The sequence below is a fragment of the Robertmurraya korlensis genome (assembly GCF_023715225.1).
In the GTDB taxonomy this organism is placed as follows: domain Bacteria; phylum Bacillota; class Bacilli; order Bacillales; family Cytobacillaceae; genus Robertmurraya_A.
Genome location: NZ_JAMBNS010000002.1, coordinates 63,140 through 77,603, shown reverse-complemented (window position 1 = coordinate 77,603; position 14,464 = coordinate 63,140). Strand labels below are relative to the sequence as shown.

The 14,464-nt window shown below is 37.1% G+C and carries 14 protein-coding genes; 12 read left to right on the top strand and 2 right to left on the bottom strand.

Going from position 1 to position 14,464, the window contains the following annotated elements:
* Positions 1–24: 24 nt before the first annotated feature.
* On the bottom strand, positions 25–1,362 hold the full coding sequence (gene brnQ, locus M3175_RS04860) for a branched-chain amino acid transport system II carrier protein (protein ID WP_251515496.1): 1,338 nt from the start codon (positions 1,360–1,362) through the stop codon (positions 25–27).
* Positions 1,363–1,576: 214 nt separating this feature from the next.
* Between brnQ and M3175_RS04855 the strand changes: the two genes are divergently transcribed.
* Complete coding sequence (locus tag M3175_RS04855) at positions 1,577–2,644, top strand: NAD(P)H-dependent flavin oxidoreductase (protein ID WP_251516252.1); 1,068 nt, start codon at positions 1,577–1,579, stop codon at positions 2,642–2,644.
* A 57-nt stretch (positions 2,645–2,701) separates the two neighbouring features.
* Here M3175_RS04855 and hmpA read toward each other — a convergent pair whose 3' ends face one another.
* Positions 2,702–3,940, bottom strand: coding sequence for an NO-inducible flavohemoprotein (gene hmpA / locus M3175_RS04850; protein ID WP_251515489.1), 1,239 nt, complete (start codon positions 3,938–3,940; stop codon positions 2,702–2,704).
* A gap of 192 nt (positions 3,941–4,132) precedes the next feature.
* Here hmpA and M3175_RS04845 point away from each other — a divergent pair, with 192 nt between their 5' ends.
* The 11 genes from M3175_RS04845 to M3175_RS04795 all read left to right on the top strand — a co-directional run bounded on the left by M3175_RS04845 (position 4,133) and on the right by M3175_RS04795 (position 14,464).
* Positions 4,133–4,561 (top strand): RrF2 family transcriptional regulator, encoded by a 429-nt coding sequence (locus M3175_RS04845; protein ID WP_251516250.1) that lies wholly within the window; start codon positions 4,133–4,135, stop codon positions 4,559–4,561.
* Between the two features lie 392 nt (positions 4,562–4,953).
* Complete coding sequence (locus tag M3175_RS04840; RefSeq protein ID WP_251515487.1) at positions 4,954–5,682, top strand: GntR family transcriptional regulator; 729 nt, start codon at positions 4,954–4,956, stop codon at positions 5,680–5,682.
* Positions 5,683–5,742: 60 nt separating this feature from the next.
* The gene (locus M3175_RS04835) at positions 5,743–6,579 is read left to right on the top strand and encodes a PfkB family carbohydrate kinase (protein ID WP_251515485.1); all 837 of its coding nucleotides are present in this window, start codon (positions 5,743–5,745) and stop codon (positions 6,577–6,579) included.
* A 116-nt stretch (positions 6,580–6,695) separates the two neighbouring features.
* Positions 6,696–7,985 carry an ABC transporter substrate-binding protein gene (locus M3175_RS04830; protein WP_251515483.1) on the top strand — a complete coding sequence of 430 codons (1,290 nt, stop codon included), beginning with the start codon at positions 6,696–6,698 and terminating at the stop codon, positions 7,983–7,985.
* A gap of 57 nt (positions 7,986–8,042) precedes the next feature.
* Positions 8,043–8,933, top strand: coding sequence for a carbohydrate ABC transporter permease (locus M3175_RS04825; RefSeq protein ID WP_251515481.1), 891 nt, complete (start codon positions 8,043–8,045; stop codon positions 8,931–8,933).
* 4 nt (positions 8,934–8,937) lie between these two features.
* A complete protein-coding gene (locus M3175_RS04820; RefSeq protein WP_251515479.1) occupies positions 8,938–9,768 on the top strand; it encodes a carbohydrate ABC transporter permease in 831 nt (276 codons plus the stop codon).
* A 157-nt stretch (positions 9,769–9,925) separates the two neighbouring features.
* A complete protein-coding gene (locus M3175_RS04815; RefSeq protein WP_251515477.1) occupies positions 9,926–10,939 on the top strand; it encodes an SIS domain-containing protein in 1,014 nt (337 codons plus the stop codon).
* A gap of 9 nt (positions 10,940–10,948) precedes the next feature.
* Positions 10,949–11,962: an SIS domain-containing protein gene (locus M3175_RS04810; protein ID WP_251515475.1), complete on the top strand. Its 1,014-nt coding sequence runs from the start codon at positions 10,949–10,951 to the stop codon at positions 11,960–11,962.
* 128 nt (positions 11,963–12,090) lie between these two features.
* Positions 12,091–12,981, top strand: a complete 891-nt coding sequence (locus M3175_RS04805; protein ID WP_251515473.1) for an acyl-ACP desaturase — start codon at positions 12,091–12,093, stop codon at positions 12,979–12,981.
* Between the two features lie 27 nt (positions 12,982–13,008).
* On the top strand, positions 13,009–13,263 hold the full coding sequence (locus tag M3175_RS04800) for a hypothetical protein (RefSeq protein WP_251515471.1): 255 nt from the start codon (positions 13,009–13,011) through the stop codon (positions 13,261–13,263).
* A 169-nt stretch (positions 13,264–13,432) separates the two neighbouring features.
* Positions 13,433–14,464, top strand: coding sequence for a Bug family tripartite tricarboxylate transporter substrate binding protein (locus M3175_RS04795; RefSeq protein ID WP_251515469.1), 1,032 nt, complete (start codon positions 13,433–13,435; stop codon positions 14,462–14,464).

Here is a 14,464-nt window from a genome sequence, read left to right as displayed (position 1 = left end):
GACTTCCTCCTTTTCTATTGTTCTTTATTTCATTTTACTCGGCCATAACAAGCCGATAATCACGCCAATAAAAGCTGGCAGCATCCATCCAAGGCCAATTTCATAGAGTGGTAAAAATTCTAAATAAAAAGTTTTAATCGAATCGAGTAATCCTACAGTCGCTCCAGGTAAATAAGCCGCTAATGTGCTATACCCATCAATGATACTGACAAAGAATGTGAGTAGCATCGATGCAGCGAATACGCTTTGTTTCCCTTTGAATAATGGTGAAAATAAAGCCAATAAAATTAGAACAATTGCTAATGGATATAAGAACATTAATACCGGAATCGCAAACAAAATGATATTGTTCAAACCGAAATTCGCAATGGCAAAAGAAACGATACAAAGGATAAGTACAAACCAACGATAGCTCACTTTAGGAAAAACATTATGGAAAAATTCACTACATGCCGTAATAAGTCCAATACTTGTTTTTAAGCAAGCGAGAACAATAATAATGGCTAATAAAATGTTACCGAATGATCCGAAGTAATGCTGAGAAACGGCAGCAAAGATCTCCCCGCCATTCGTAAATGTTCCAACTGCGGTTATACTCGATGCACCCATATACGTAATAAGACCATAAATGAGTGTCATAAGTCCCATCGCAAACACACCAGATTGCCAAGTAGCTTTGGCAATCGCTTTTGTTTGAGTGATGCCTTGGCTTTTAATCGTGTTGATGACAACAATTCCGAAAGCAAGGGAGGCAAGGGCATCCATCGTGTTATAGCCTTCTTTAAAGCCTGTCATAAAGGCTAAGTTTTTATAATCACCAGTTGGTTCACCAAAGTTACCCATCGGCTTCAAAATCGCAGTAACAATTAAAATAAATAAAAATAATAAAAAGGCAGGGGTTAAATATTTTCCAACGTAGTCCATAATCTTTGCTGGGTTTAAAGAGAAATAATAAACAATGGCAAAAAATACAAGGCTAAACAATCCGAGCCATAAGCTTGCTGAGTCTGGATTGATATACGGTTCAAAGCCAACAACAAATGGTACAGTTGCCGTACGTGGAATCGCAAAAAATGGTCCAATCGTTAAGTAAAGGGCCATCGCGAATACGACACCAAAAAGTGGATGCACGCGACTAGCTAAATCACGAAGACCTGTACTGCCAGATAGGCCAATTGCTAAGATGCCTAAAAAGGGAAGACCAATGGCTGTGACTAAAAAGCCAATCAATGCTGGCCAAAAGTTCGTACCTGCAAGTTGTCCTAATTGGATCGGAAAAATTAAATTTCCTGCCCCAAAATAAAGACCGAATAGCATTGTACCGATCAATGCATAAGTGGAAAACGGTATTTTCTGTTGCATGTTGTTACTCCTTCAAGATGATTTTTTTAATTAAACTACTATATTAGGAACATATTTTAGTAGTCACAATAAATTTGAATATATAGATTTATCGTTATATTGTCAATCCGGGTAGTCGATAATACTATCCTAGCCAGAAGGAAAGTGAGATATTTTAAGCGAATTTAAATAGAAAATAAATGAAATTGTCAAAGTTGATGGAAGGGTGATATTGATGTGGTACCAAAATAAAATAACTGAACTAATAGGATTGGATTATCCGATCATACAAGCACCTATGGCAGGCGGTGTAACAACTTCTAGGTTTGTCTCTTCGGTGTCCAATGCCGGTGTCTTAGGGATGATAGGTGCTGGATATATGCAACCCAATGAATTACGTCAACAAATAAAGGAAATAAAAGCTTTAACTACGAGGACATTTGGAGTTAACTTATTTATACCCGAACAACCGAAGATTTCTGAAGAGGAGATTAATGAAGCTAACGAACTCTTACAATCTATTAGAAATGGATTAGGGATTAAATGGGAAATGCCTACATATGAAAACAGCTCTACATTTGAAGAAAAAATAAAAATTGTCATTGAAGAAGAGGTGCCTGTTTGCTCTTTTACTTTTGGTATCCCATCAAAGGAAGTAATAAACGAATTAAAGAAACATAACGTCATTGTCATTGGAACAGCCACGACAGTAAATGAAGCTGTTATCAATGAAAATATTGGGATGGATGCTGTTGTGGTCCAAGGAAGTGAGGCAGGGGGGCATCGGGGAACTTTTGCAAAAGGCGCACAAGAAAGTCTAGTAGGCCTAATGGCTTTGGTACCTCAGGTTGTGGATCATGTTACCATTCCTGTCATTGCATCCGGCGGGGTGATGGATGGTAGAGGCTTAATTGCTTCTATGTTTTTAGGAGCAGAAGCAGTTCAAATGGGAACAGCTTTCCTCACTACGATAGAGAGTGGAGCACATGATCAACACAAAACAGCTATACTACAAGCAGCCGAAGACGAGACGATGTTAACTACTGTATTTTCTGGAAAACCAGCTAGAGGAATTAACAACCAGTTTATGAAAGAGCTGAAGAGCAGAGAAAACTTGATTCCAGCTTATCCTATTCAACATTATTTAACTAGTCATATTAGAAGCGAAGCTGCGAGACAAAATAATCCTGAGATGATGTCTCTTTGGTCGGGGCAGGGAGTAAGGCTAAGTAAACGTCAATCTGTGAATGAACTCATCACAGGTATTGTTTCTCAGGTCAATCAGTTGTTAAAGGAATTTTGATTGTGGAAAAAAGCCATTCAGCTATAACAGCTAGAATGGCTTTGCTAATTTTAAAGCTTAATTTAACTGATCAGCAGGACCAAAGAATTCAAAATGAATCTTATCCGAAGAAATTCCTAACTCTTTTAATGCATGATTAACTGTTTTCATGAATGGAATTGGACCACAGAAGTAGAAAGAAGCGTTTTTATTTTGAACGATAGAATCAATCCAAGGAAGATCAATAAATCCTTCTTTATCGAATTCCTTGTTTAATACATCCATTTCAGTCGGTTTTTCATAGCAAAGATGATACTTGATATTCTCCGATTGACTTGAAAGTTCTTTAACATGTTCATGCATAGCGTGAGTCGTACTGTTAATGGAAGCATGAACGAAAGTAACTTTACGATTTGGCTGTTTGGTAGCAATGGTATTTAGCATGCTAATCATTGGAGTAATTCCAACCCCACCGCTAAGCAATACAACAGGTTCTTTAGATTCTACATCTAGAACAAAGTCACCGGCAGGAGCTGTCACTTCTAGTGTGTCTCCTTCTTGGATGGTATCGTGTAAGTAAGTGGATACTTTCCCGTTTGGGATATGTTCAGAAGAAGAGGTTTCCTTTTTTACACTTATACGGAAGTACTCTTTTTCAGGGCTGTCAGATAAGCTATACTGACGAATATGAGTGTACTCTTCTCCGGCAATTTTTACACGAATGCTAATATACTGTCCAGGAGTGAAAGTAGGAATTCCCTTACCATCCTTTGGCTGTAAGTAGAAAGAGGTGATTACTTCACTTTCTTTTACTTTCTTAGCAACAGTGAAGTCTCTGAAATCATTCCAACCACCAGATTGAGAAACCGTTTCCTCATACATTTCTTTCTCTACTTGAATAAATACATCAGCAATGACACCATACGCTTTCCCCCAAGCATTAATAATGTCATCGGTCGCAGCATCTCCAAGTACATCTTTTATTGCCAATAATAAATGTTTTCCGACGATAGGATAATGCTCAGCTTTAACTTGTAAACTTCTATGTTTATGGGCAATTTGTCTAACAACTGGTAGAATGGCTTCTAAATTATCAATATATGCAGCGGCAGCATAGACAGTATTCGCGAGTGCTTTAGGCTGTCTTCCTTGTTTTTGATTAGCATGGTTAAAGATATTTAACAACTCCGGATGATTTGTAAACATCATCTCGTAGAATCTCTTGGTAATGGCTTCCCCATGTTGTGCTAAGACAGGAACAGTAGACTTAATAATCTCAATTGTTTTTGAATCTAATGGGCTTGTGGCTGTTGTCATGTTAATCTCCCCTTAATAATATTCTCACAGTGTTAAAGATATATTTTAAATACATGTTTATTTTAGGCATTGATGATTACTTAAAGCAATATTTTAAATACATGTTTAACAGAATGTTCACATTTATGATGAAAAAGTTTGGTTTATGGTATAGTTGAATTATTGAATGACATAGGAGTTAAGGTGATTACGATGCAATTAACCGCATATACAGACTATACGTTACGTGTTCTTATCTACTTGGGAATGCAGACAAGCAGTGGGAAATCGAATATTAAGGAAATTTCCAGCTTTTATAACATATCGAACAACCATTTAAGTAAAGTAGTCTATGAATTAGGGAAGCTTGGGTTGATTGAAACCGTTAGAGGACGAAACGGTGGAATACGGTTAGCGAAGGAGCCGGCTCAAATAAATATTGGATCAATTGTTCGCCTGACAGAAAGTCCTATAAATATGGTTGAATGTTTTGACCAAGCGAGCAACACTTGTAGAATCAGTCCCGCTTGTAAATTAAAACATGTATTAAATGAGGCGTTGAACTCTTATTTGAAAGTCTTAGACGGATATACACTAGAAGATTTACTTCAAAATAGAGAAGAATTAAAAACACTATTTTAATGATAGTAAAAAGGTTGCTATGGCAACCTTTTATTAATAAAATCTAGAAAAGGCATTTTCTGGTATTAAGTAATTAAAATACTTCCTATTTTTTTGTTTGCTTAAAAATTATGTAGGAAATTGTTGATGGAAAAATTGAAAAAGATTCGATAGTTTCGTTGACAACACTGAATATTTAAACTATTCTAAATTAAATAAAGTTGTAATCGCTTTCATAAATATCTGAAATAAAAACAATAATACGTATTCCTTCACTAAAGCTGAATTTCCCACCTGTTTAAAATGGTATATACCAAATGAACTTTCGAAAAGCAAAGGACAGAAAATTGAATTTTACTATATAATGTAAATAGAACTAGCAAAGTATTTAACCATTTGAAGCAGGTGAGGAAATGTATAAAGGGGAAGAAGAAACACCTTTTTATCAACAGTTAAAAGACAAAATCATTGATGATATTGAAAGCGGGAAACTAAAGCATGGAGATAAGCTCCCATCTGAGAGGGAATTAGCGGAACAATATGGAATCAGTCGGATGACAGCAAGACATACTCTTTCCATATTAGAAAGAGAAGGAGTAGTAGAAAGAAGAGTTGGTGCAGGAACCTTTATTTCTAATTATAAAATTGAAATGGATTTTATTACCTTTAATAGCTTTACAAGGACGATGTTGGGCAAGGGGTTAACACCAAGTACACAAGTGCTTTCTATTAAAAAGAGTCCAGCAAAACCAAGTATTGCTAATAAGCTACATATCCCAGTTGGTGAAGAATTGGTCATCATTAAGCGTTTGCGAAATGTAAATGGAATCCCAGTTTCTATTGAGGAATCCTTTATTCCTTATAAATACTGTCCAGACATTGATCACCTAATTACAAACAATCATTCGCTTTATCAAATGTTAGAAAGCGAATATGGAATTACATTAGTAAAGGCCAAAGAATATATGAAGGTGAAACTAGCAGAAGAAAGTGACAGTAAATTACTTAGAATTCGATCCGAGAGTCCATGTGTATTGCGTGAAGCGGTTGCCTACGATGACCAGGGGCAATCAATAGAATTTTCAACATCACTTACAAGAAGTGACATTGTTAGATTTTATTCTGAGTTACATCTGAAATGACGTTCATTTCAGGTTTGTAAAATGGTATATACCATTGGGAATGCCGGGAGGGGGAAAATAATGAGAGTCATTGGGGTTGGAGATAATGTGGTGGATAAGTATATGTACAAGAGAATCATGTATCCAGGAGGAAATGCACTTAACTTTAGTGTGTATGCTAAGCAACTAGGAATTGAGGCAGCTTATTTAGGTGTTTTTGGAGATGATAAAGCCGCAAATCATATTATTGAAACGCTAAATAAATTGAGGATTGATGTTTCTCATTGTCGACAGAATCCTGGTGAAAATGGCTTTGCAGCGGTCGATCTTGTGGATGGTGACAGAGTATTTATCGGAGGGAATGATGGAGGTGTGCAAAATACTCATCCTATCATTCTCACACCAGAAGATTTGGATTATATTCAAACATTTGAAATAGCACATAGCAGCATTTATAGCGGAATGGAAGGAGAACTACACAAGTTAAAGGAAACTGGAATTCTCGTTTCCTTCGATTTTTCAACCGATTATAATGAAAGCGTTTTAAAGAAGGTCTGTCCTGATGTTGATATCAGCCTTCTATCGTGTGGTCAATTACAAACAGATGAAGTAAAAGACCTGTTAACTTTCGTGTGTTCGTTAGGAAGTTCTATGGCTATTGGGACGATGGGATCTAGAGGAGCAATGGTGTTTAACGGATTAAACTTTTTTGAACAAAAGCCACATTTTGTAAAACCAGTAGATACTCTTGGCGCAGGAGATTCTTTTTTCACGGCATTTATCCTAGAGTACTTAAAAGGAAAAAAGATACAGATGGATGAGGATCAGTTGATCAAACAAAGCCTTGAAGTAGGAGCGAAATTTGCTGCTCAAACATGCTTAGTAGATGGGGCATTTGGGTTTGGTATTACATTCTAAATTCTTTTTAAAAGAATTTAAGAATCATAGATAGATAAGATTACGGGGGTGATGGGGGTTTGGAAAGCTAACACCTTAAAGATTTTTATGCTCAAAACTATAAGGAGGGTCAATGAATGAGAACAAAAATATTAGTTGTATTATTGCTTATGCTAGCATTAGTCATTACGGGTTGTTCCAGTTCTACCTCATCAAATCAAGATGATTCGGATAAGATTGTCTTAAAATTTTTGCATAAATGGCCACAACCACAATACGCCCCATATTTTGAAGAAGTTGTAAAAGAATTTGAGAGTCAAAATCCAGGTATAAAAATCAAAATGGAAGCGATCGCTGACGAACCGATCAAAGATAAACTTCGCGTTATTCTTGGGGGAAGCGAGGTTCCAGACATTATGTTCTCTTGGTCAGGTGAATTTGCAAGGAAATTTGTTCGTGCCGATGCAGCCTTAGATCTCACTCCGTATCTAGAAGAAGACGCTGCCTGGAAGAACAGTTTTATTCCTGCTTCCCTTCAGCCATTTTCTTCTGATGGAAAAAATTACGGAATTCCTTTGAGATTCAATGGAAAGTTCTTTGTCTATAATAAGGAGATTTTTGATAAGCATGGTCTACAAGCACCTAAAACATGGGATGAATTTTTAGTTGTTCTCGACACTTTAAAAGAAGAAGGCGAAACACCACTCATGCTCGGGAATGAAAGTCCATGGGCAGCGATTCACTACTTAACGGGACTGAACCAAAAGATGGTGAATCAAGAAGTTCGAATGAACGATTATAATCCTCGTTCAGGAGAGTTCACAGATTCAGGATACGTAAAGGCAATGGAAATGCTAGCAGAATTAAACGAAAAAGGCTATTTTATGGATAATGTAAACTCCAGCTCCCACGATATGGTAAAACAGATGTTCTTTGCAGGAAAAGGGGCTATTTTCTACGTGGAATTGGAAGAATTTCAAGATGTTGAAAACGCCTTGAAAGGGAACTGGGGATTCTTCCCGATGCCGTCCATAGCTGATGGAAATGGAAGTCAAAAATATATTACGGGTGCTCCCGATGGATTTATTGTATCTTCGAAAACGAAACATCCAAAAGAAGCTGTGGAGTTTTTAAAGTTTTTAACAAGTAAAGAAAATTCATTGAAGCTCGTGAAAGATATTGGTTGGCCAAGTCCAATTGAAGGAGCGACGAATCCAGACACTGCTCTCAAGCAAGTGGCAGAAGGTGTGGATTATATGAAGGAAGCAGAAGGAATGGCTGAGTGGCTAGATACGGATGTTCATGCGAAAGTGGCAGACGTGTATCTATCAAATATTCAACTACTACTCGATGGCTCCAAATCTCCTGAAGAAATTATTAAAGAAGTTCAAGCTGTGGCCAAACAAGTGCAGAATGAAGTGGAATAAATAGAACAGGGTGGGTAGTCCCTTCTGATTACTTGCCCCCTCATAGGAGGGAGAAGGATGAAAGAAACATATCAAAACGGCCGAACGGCATTCCTTTTTATTTTGCCAGCACTCCTTCTAATCCTGTTTATTGTGTTTCTGCCGATTGTCCTAAATTTATACAATAGTTTTTTTAGGTGGAATTCCTTTGAGGCAGGAAAAACGTTTGTCGGCTTCGAGTATTATGTAAGGCTTTTCAAAGATCCAGTGTTTTTTACCGCATTGAAAAATAATTCCCTTTACGCGATTATTTCATTGATTTGTCAGGTTGGTGGGGGAATGATAATAGCTGCTATTTTAGAAGATAAGCTGATTAGAAGATTCCAACCTTTTTTTAGAACGGTGTTTTTTATTCCTTCTGTTATATCCATTGCGGTGGTCGGCTTAATGTGGCAGCTGATCTATAATCCGGAAATCGGATTGGTGAATGGTGTGTTGAACGCCATTGGACAATCAGAGTGGGCTCATTCGTGGCTAGGAGATAGTAAAACAGCTATATATGCAGTGGTTGCCGTGTCACAGTGGCAATATACAGGATATATGACCATGCTTTTTCTAATTGCCATGCAGAAAATCCCGATGGAATATTATGAGGCAGCAATGATTGATGGTGCTTCAAAGATTAACTCGTTTTTTCATATCACACTACCACAAATTAAGGAAATGATTTTGGTCGGTAGTGTCATTACCGTAATTGGAGCTTTCAAGGTTTTTGATGAGGTATATGTGATGACGTTTGGTGGACCGGGAAGATCAACAGAGGTACTAGGAACGATGTTGTACCGTTCAGCTTTTCGAAACGATGAAATGGGTTATGCATCCACAATTGGGACGATTATTTTTATCATCACCCTGATCCTATCCCTCATCCAAATGAAGTTGGGAAAATCGGGACAGGAGGTAGAATAAGCGGATGACAATTCTAAAAAATAGAATCTTTCAAGTGATCATCTTGTTGTGGTTTAGTTTGTTTTCCTTAGTAATTATTTATCCGATTATTTGGCTTGCCTTAAGCGGGTTAAAAACAAATAGTGATTTCTTTTTAAATACCTGGTCACTTCCAGAAGAATGGGTATGGGAAAATTATAAAGCGGCATGGGATGCGGGTATCGGAAAGTACTTTTTTAATAGTGTGTTTATAACCGTGGTTTCCGTCGTTACGGTATTACTGTTTGGGTCAATGGCAGCTTATGGCTTAAGTCGATTTCGCTTTAAAGGACAGAACATTTTATTAATCATTATTTTAAGTGGCTTAATGCTTGCTCCCCAAGTCAGCCTGATTCCTCTATACAAGCTGCTTCAAGGAGTTGGACTTTATAATACGTATGGAGCGTTAATCATTCCATATGTTGCTTTCCAACTGCCATTTGCTATTTTTTTAATGAGATCGTACTTTTTATCCATTCCCAGAGAGCTTGAAGAGGCAGCAATTATTGATGGGTGTAATCGATGGAAAGTGTACTGGAATATCGTTATTCCGATGGGAAGGCCAATTATTGCTTCTTGTGCTCTTTTAACTGCTATGAATGTTTGGAATGAGTTCATGTTCGCATTGGTTTTCATTGAGGATTCAAGTCTTAGAACCATTCCGGTAGGATTGATGAATTTAAGAAGTCAATTAAATACCAATTTTGGAATTCAATTGGCGGGTTTAGCTATTTCAGCACTACCGATGATTATTGCTTATATTATCTTTCAAAAACAATTTGTCCGTGGGATTTCGGCAGGTGGTGTGAAAGGATAAAAAGATATTAGTGCCTATATTGGTATTTTTTACTAATATAGGCGAATACAAATGGTATATACCAATATAAAGGGATCTCGCCAGGTATCCCTAATGAAAGATTCCTAACGTTAGTTCCTTTAATAAAATTGCCAATAAAAAATGTGGAGGGATTGTCATGTTAAAATTTGATTCAGATTTATTTTTACAGTTAGTTGGAGAAGAAGGAATGGCAAAGAAAGATGAAATCGAAAGAATAGTAGATGAAATTTCTAATAAGGGTTTTAAAAACATCTTTTTGATTGGATCAGGTGGAACGGTTGCGATGATGTATCCTTATGAGTATATATTTAAATCGAACTCGAGTTTGGATGTTCATGCAGAAATTGCAGCCGAACTAATTGTCATGAACAATCGTCATTTAACAAAGGAATCTGTTTGCATATTTGCTTCTGTAACTGGCACAACGAAAGAAACCGTTGCGGCAGCAGAGTTCTGTAAAGAAAAAGGTGCGACTACCATCGGTTTAGTAGCCATCCCGGATACTCCTCTAGCTAATGCTGTAGATTATTGCATTTCGACAGGCAGGGAAAAGCATTCATTCGACACGTTCTTTGTTCACCTGCAACTACTTACTGCTCGGTTCATGCATAATCATGGGGAATTCCCCGACTATGAACAATTTTCAAAAGAATTAGCTCTTCTACCACAAGGGATTGTTCACGCTGTTGAGGCGTTTGACCCTCGTGCCGAGCAATTTGCCATTAAACATAAAGATACAGGATACCATATGGTAGTTGGAGCAGGGAATCTATGGGGCAATACTTACTCTTATGCCATGTGTATCTTAGAAGAAATGCAATGGATTAAATCAAAGTCGATTCATGCGGCAGAATTTTTCCATGGAACATTAGAGCTGGTGGAGGATGATACAAGTGTGATCTTGTTTAAGGGGGAAGATGAAACAAGACCGATGGTTGATCGAGTAGAAAAATTTACTGAAAAAATAACTAAAGAGTTATTTATTATTGATACAAAGGAGTATCCGTTAGAAGGTATTAGTGAAAAGTTTCGAAAGTTCTTTGCTGTAAATGTAAACTGGGCATTAACTGGTCAGATTAGTGTGTATCTGGAAAGGGAAAGAAATCATCCACTAGAGCTAAGAAGATATTATCGCAAAATGGAGTACTAAGGGGGAGCTATGTTTAACTTTGACAGAGATAGATTTTTACGTATTCAAAATGGTGCCATCAGTTTAAAGGACGAATTAGACGAAGTAATAGATGAGTTAGCCACAAAAGGAATAAAAAATGTTTTCTTTGTTGGTACAGGTGGAGCAGTCATCTTAATGTATGCTGCAGAATACATCTTGAAGACTCACTCAACTTTACCTGTTTATACAGAAATATCTTCTGAACTAATGCTTATGGATCATCAGCATTTGGATGAGCATTCCCTAGTTATTCTGCCATCTTTGTCAGGAACGACAAAAGAAACAGTAGAAGCTGCGAAATACTGTAAAGAGAAGGGTGCCACTACAATTGGGTTAGTTGGTCATGCGAATACACCGCTTACTGAAGCGACAGAGTATTCTTTTGTTAATTTTGCAGAAGATGACACATCTTGTGAATCATTCTATCTTCAAACGTTTCTTATCACCTTTCGATTAATGTATAAAAGACAGGAGTTTCCTGCGTACCATCAATTGATGGAAGAACTGAAGATGTTACCAGAAGCACTACTGAAGGTAAAGGAAGCTACGGAAAATCGGGCAAAAGAGTTTGCACAAAAACATAAAGACACTTCGTATCATATCCTTTCGGGAGCGGGAATTGATTGGGGGCAAACCTATTATTATGGTATGTGTATTTTAGAAGAAATGCAGTGGATTAAGACTCGGCCCGTTCATGCCTCCGATTTCTTCCATGGAACACTTGAGTTGGTTGAAGAAGATACCAGTATCTTATTGCTAAAAGGAGAAGGAAGGCTACGTTCTCTAACGGAAAGAGTAGAACGCTTTGCATACCACTTTTCTAAAGAATTAACCGTGTTTGATACGAAAGATTATCCACTCGAGGGAATTTCAGAGCCATTTAGACCGTTTTTATCTCCAATCGTATTTGCGACTCTATTAGAAAGAATAAGCTGTCATTTGGAAGAAGTTAGAAACCATCCTCTCACGACAAGAAGATACTATAAAAAAGTTCCATTCTAAATTATCTAAAACTGTAGACTTTCCTTGTGTCTACGGTTTTTTATTATTCAAATTTCTTTATCTTATCGAAAAATTCTGTTAAAATCATCTACTAAAGCTAGAAAGTAAAAAATGTAAGGGGTTAATCAATGTTAAATTCAGATTTGGATACACGCTTAGAACCAAAAATTAAGGAACTATATCAGTTACATAAGGAACGGTCGGCTAATATTGATTGGAGTTACCATGAATTTATTCCATGGGATAAAGCCATGTCCTTTAAGAGAGTTCCTTGGGATGAAAGTCAAGTGACTCTTCCAGAAGGGGTTATTGTAGCGATTGAGACAGCACTGCTAACTGAAGTTAATTTGCCTTGGTATACCTCACATTTGGATTATACTTTTAAAAATTCTATGGAAGTAATCAATGATTTTGTTCGCACATGGACGGCAGAAGAAGATCAACACTCTAGTTTACTAGAAACCTATTTATTGGTAACACGTAACGTAGATCCCAAGCGGTTACATGCACTAAGAAAGCGAGTGGTTGAAAGTGGCTGGTTCCCTGATTTCACGAACCCACTAGCAACCATGGCATATACTTCCTTACAAGAATTAGCCACTTTAGTCTTTTATAATAATGTCGCGAAAATTGCAAGTCCACATGACAAAGATTTGGCAACCTTACTTAGAAGGTTAGCAAAAGACGAAGCACTTCATTATGCTTTCTATCGAGATACGGTGAAAGCTCATTTGGAACTTGATCCTAATTTCCTTGTATTTTTTGAGGACGTGATTATCAATTTCTCTATGCCAGGCGCGGTTATGCCTGACTTTAATGAGAGAATGAAAACGATAGCTATCGATGCGAATTATGGTCCATTACAGTATTTTGATCAAGTATTAGACGTAGTAGTAACGTACTGGGATATTGAAAATCTTCAACCTACTACTGAAGAAGCAAAACAATCACAAGCAAATATTATGAAATATCATGGACGCTTAAAGCGAATCAAAGAACGTCAGTTGGCTAAAAAATAATAGCAAGAAGCAAGGAAGGATTTTGTCATGACAACACATTGCGAGTTATGTAAAAAAGAAACGAAAGAAAGAGTAAGTTACTTAGAGTTAGAAACATGGGAGTTTGATTTTTTAAAGAAGGAGAAAAAGAATTTCTATTCTATCTGTTTCTCTTGCTTTGACAAACATACCAATCAATTTATAGACAAAGAAACGGATCTTGAATTAAGGAAAAAACGTTTGTTATCCGTAAGTAAAGAAATTCAAGACGAAATAGAAGAAATTCTTACTGTAGAAGTGTAATTAGCCGTAACCAGTTTCTATAATGAAACTGGTTTTTTTGTGTTGTTTTTTTTCGTGAACAAAATGAACAAAATGATTTATAAGTTTTTAATGTTGTTTAAATGTATAATTCAAAAAATGTTCAAAAGTTTTGTAAAATTAAGAAAACGCTTACAAAGGGGGATTCAAAATGTTTTCTATTAAAAAAATTTCAGCTTGTTTTTGTGCAGGAGTATTGGCGCTCAGCCTAGGTGCATGCAGTAGTGGTGAGCAAACAGCAGGATCTGACAAGAAGGAAAAAAGTACAGGTTACCCAACAAAAGCTATTTCAGTAGTAGCACCCTCAGGAGCAGGTGGTGGTTGGGACTTAACGGCCCGCTCGTTGACAAAGGTATTAGCAGAGACAAAGATTGTGGAACAACCGTTAACGGTAGAAAATAAACCGGGTGGTGGCGGAGCTGTTTTTATGGCTGAATATGCGACCCAACAAGTAGAGAATAATGACATGCTATTTGTTAATTCCCCACCGATTATCATTAATAATTTGAAAAAAGAAGGAAATAGTCCATTTGGGTACAAAAACACAACTCCTCTCGCACAGTTAACAAAGGATTATGGAGCCATTGTTGTAAAAGCAGATTCAAAGTTTACAGACTTAAAGTCTGTTTTGGAAGAAGTAAAGAAGGATCCTAGTAAACTAACATTTGCAGGAGGTTCTGCACCAGGATCAATGGATCACTTAATTTCTATTCTACCAGCTTATAAATATGGTGTGGATCCGACAAAAGTAAAGTACGTGTCCTATGATGGCGGAGGTGAAGCGATCACGGCATTACTTGGTGGAAATGCAGATGTTATTGGAACGGATGCTTCTAGTGTAAAGGAATTTATTAAATCAGGTGATGTAAGAGTGTTAGCGGTAACCTCCACCGAGCGTATTGGTGGTGACTTCAAGGATGTGCCAACAGCGATTGAACAAGGAGTCGAAGCTGAGTTTACCATTTGGCGTGGGGTTTTTGGCCCTGAAAAAATGTCAGAGGAAGCGAAAAAGTACTGGGAGTCGTCCTTAGAAAAGCTTGTGAATTCTCCAGAATGGAAGAAGGAAGTTGAAACTCAAGGTTGGGAAATGGAATACAAAAACAGCTCCGATTTCACAAAGTTCTTAGAGGAGCAGGAAACACAGGTACAGCAATTATTAACAGCGTTAGGCATGGAGAAATAG

What these genes read in the sequence shown, in the direction of transcription:
- brnQ (WP_251515496.1), bottom strand. Translation starts at nt 1,362, where the DNA reads ATGCAACAGAAAATACCGTTTTCCACTTATGCATTGATCGGTACAATG.
- M3175_RS04855 (WP_251516252.1), top strand. Translation starts at nt 1,577, where the DNA reads ATGTGGTACCAAAATAAAATAACTGAACTAATAGGATTGGATTATCCG.
- hmpA (WP_251515489.1), bottom strand. Translation starts at nt 3,940, where the DNA reads ATGACAACAGCCACAAGCCCATTAGATTCAAAAACAATTGAGATTATT.
- M3175_RS04845 (WP_251516250.1), top strand. Translation starts at nt 4,133, where the DNA reads ATGCAATTAACCGCATATACAGACTATACGTTACGTGTTCTTATCTAC.
- M3175_RS04840 (WP_251515487.1), top strand. Translation starts at nt 4,954, where the DNA reads ATGTATAAAGGGGAAGAAGAAACACCTTTTTATCAACAGTTAAAAGAC.
- M3175_RS04835 (WP_251515485.1), top strand. Translation starts at nt 5,743, where the DNA reads ATGAGAGTCATTGGGGTTGGAGATAATGTGGTGGATAAGTATATGTAC.
- M3175_RS04830 (WP_251515483.1), top strand. Translation starts at nt 6,696, where the DNA reads ATGAGAACAAAAATATTAGTTGTATTATTGCTTATGCTAGCATTAGTC.
- M3175_RS04825 (WP_251515481.1), top strand. Translation starts at nt 8,043, where the DNA reads ATGAAAGAAACATATCAAAACGGCCGAACGGCATTCCTTTTTATTTTG.
- M3175_RS04820 (WP_251515479.1), top strand. Translation starts at nt 8,938, where the DNA reads ATGACAATTCTAAAAAATAGAATCTTTCAAGTGATCATCTTGTTGTGG.
- M3175_RS04815 (WP_251515477.1), top strand. Translation starts at nt 9,926, where the DNA reads ATGTTAAAATTTGATTCAGATTTATTTTTACAGTTAGTTGGAGAAGAA.
- M3175_RS04810 (WP_251515475.1), top strand. Translation starts at nt 10,949, where the DNA reads ATGTTTAACTTTGACAGAGATAGATTTTTACGTATTCAAAATGGTGCC.
- M3175_RS04805 (WP_251515473.1), top strand. Translation starts at nt 12,091, where the DNA reads ATGTTAAATTCAGATTTGGATACACGCTTAGAACCAAAAATTAAGGAA.
- M3175_RS04800 (WP_251515471.1), top strand. Translation starts at nt 13,009, where the DNA reads ATGACAACACATTGCGAGTTATGTAAAAAAGAAACGAAAGAAAGAGTA.
- M3175_RS04795 (WP_251515469.1), top strand. Translation starts at nt 13,433, where the DNA reads ATGTTTTCTATTAAAAAAATTTCAGCTTGTTTTTGTGCAGGAGTATTG.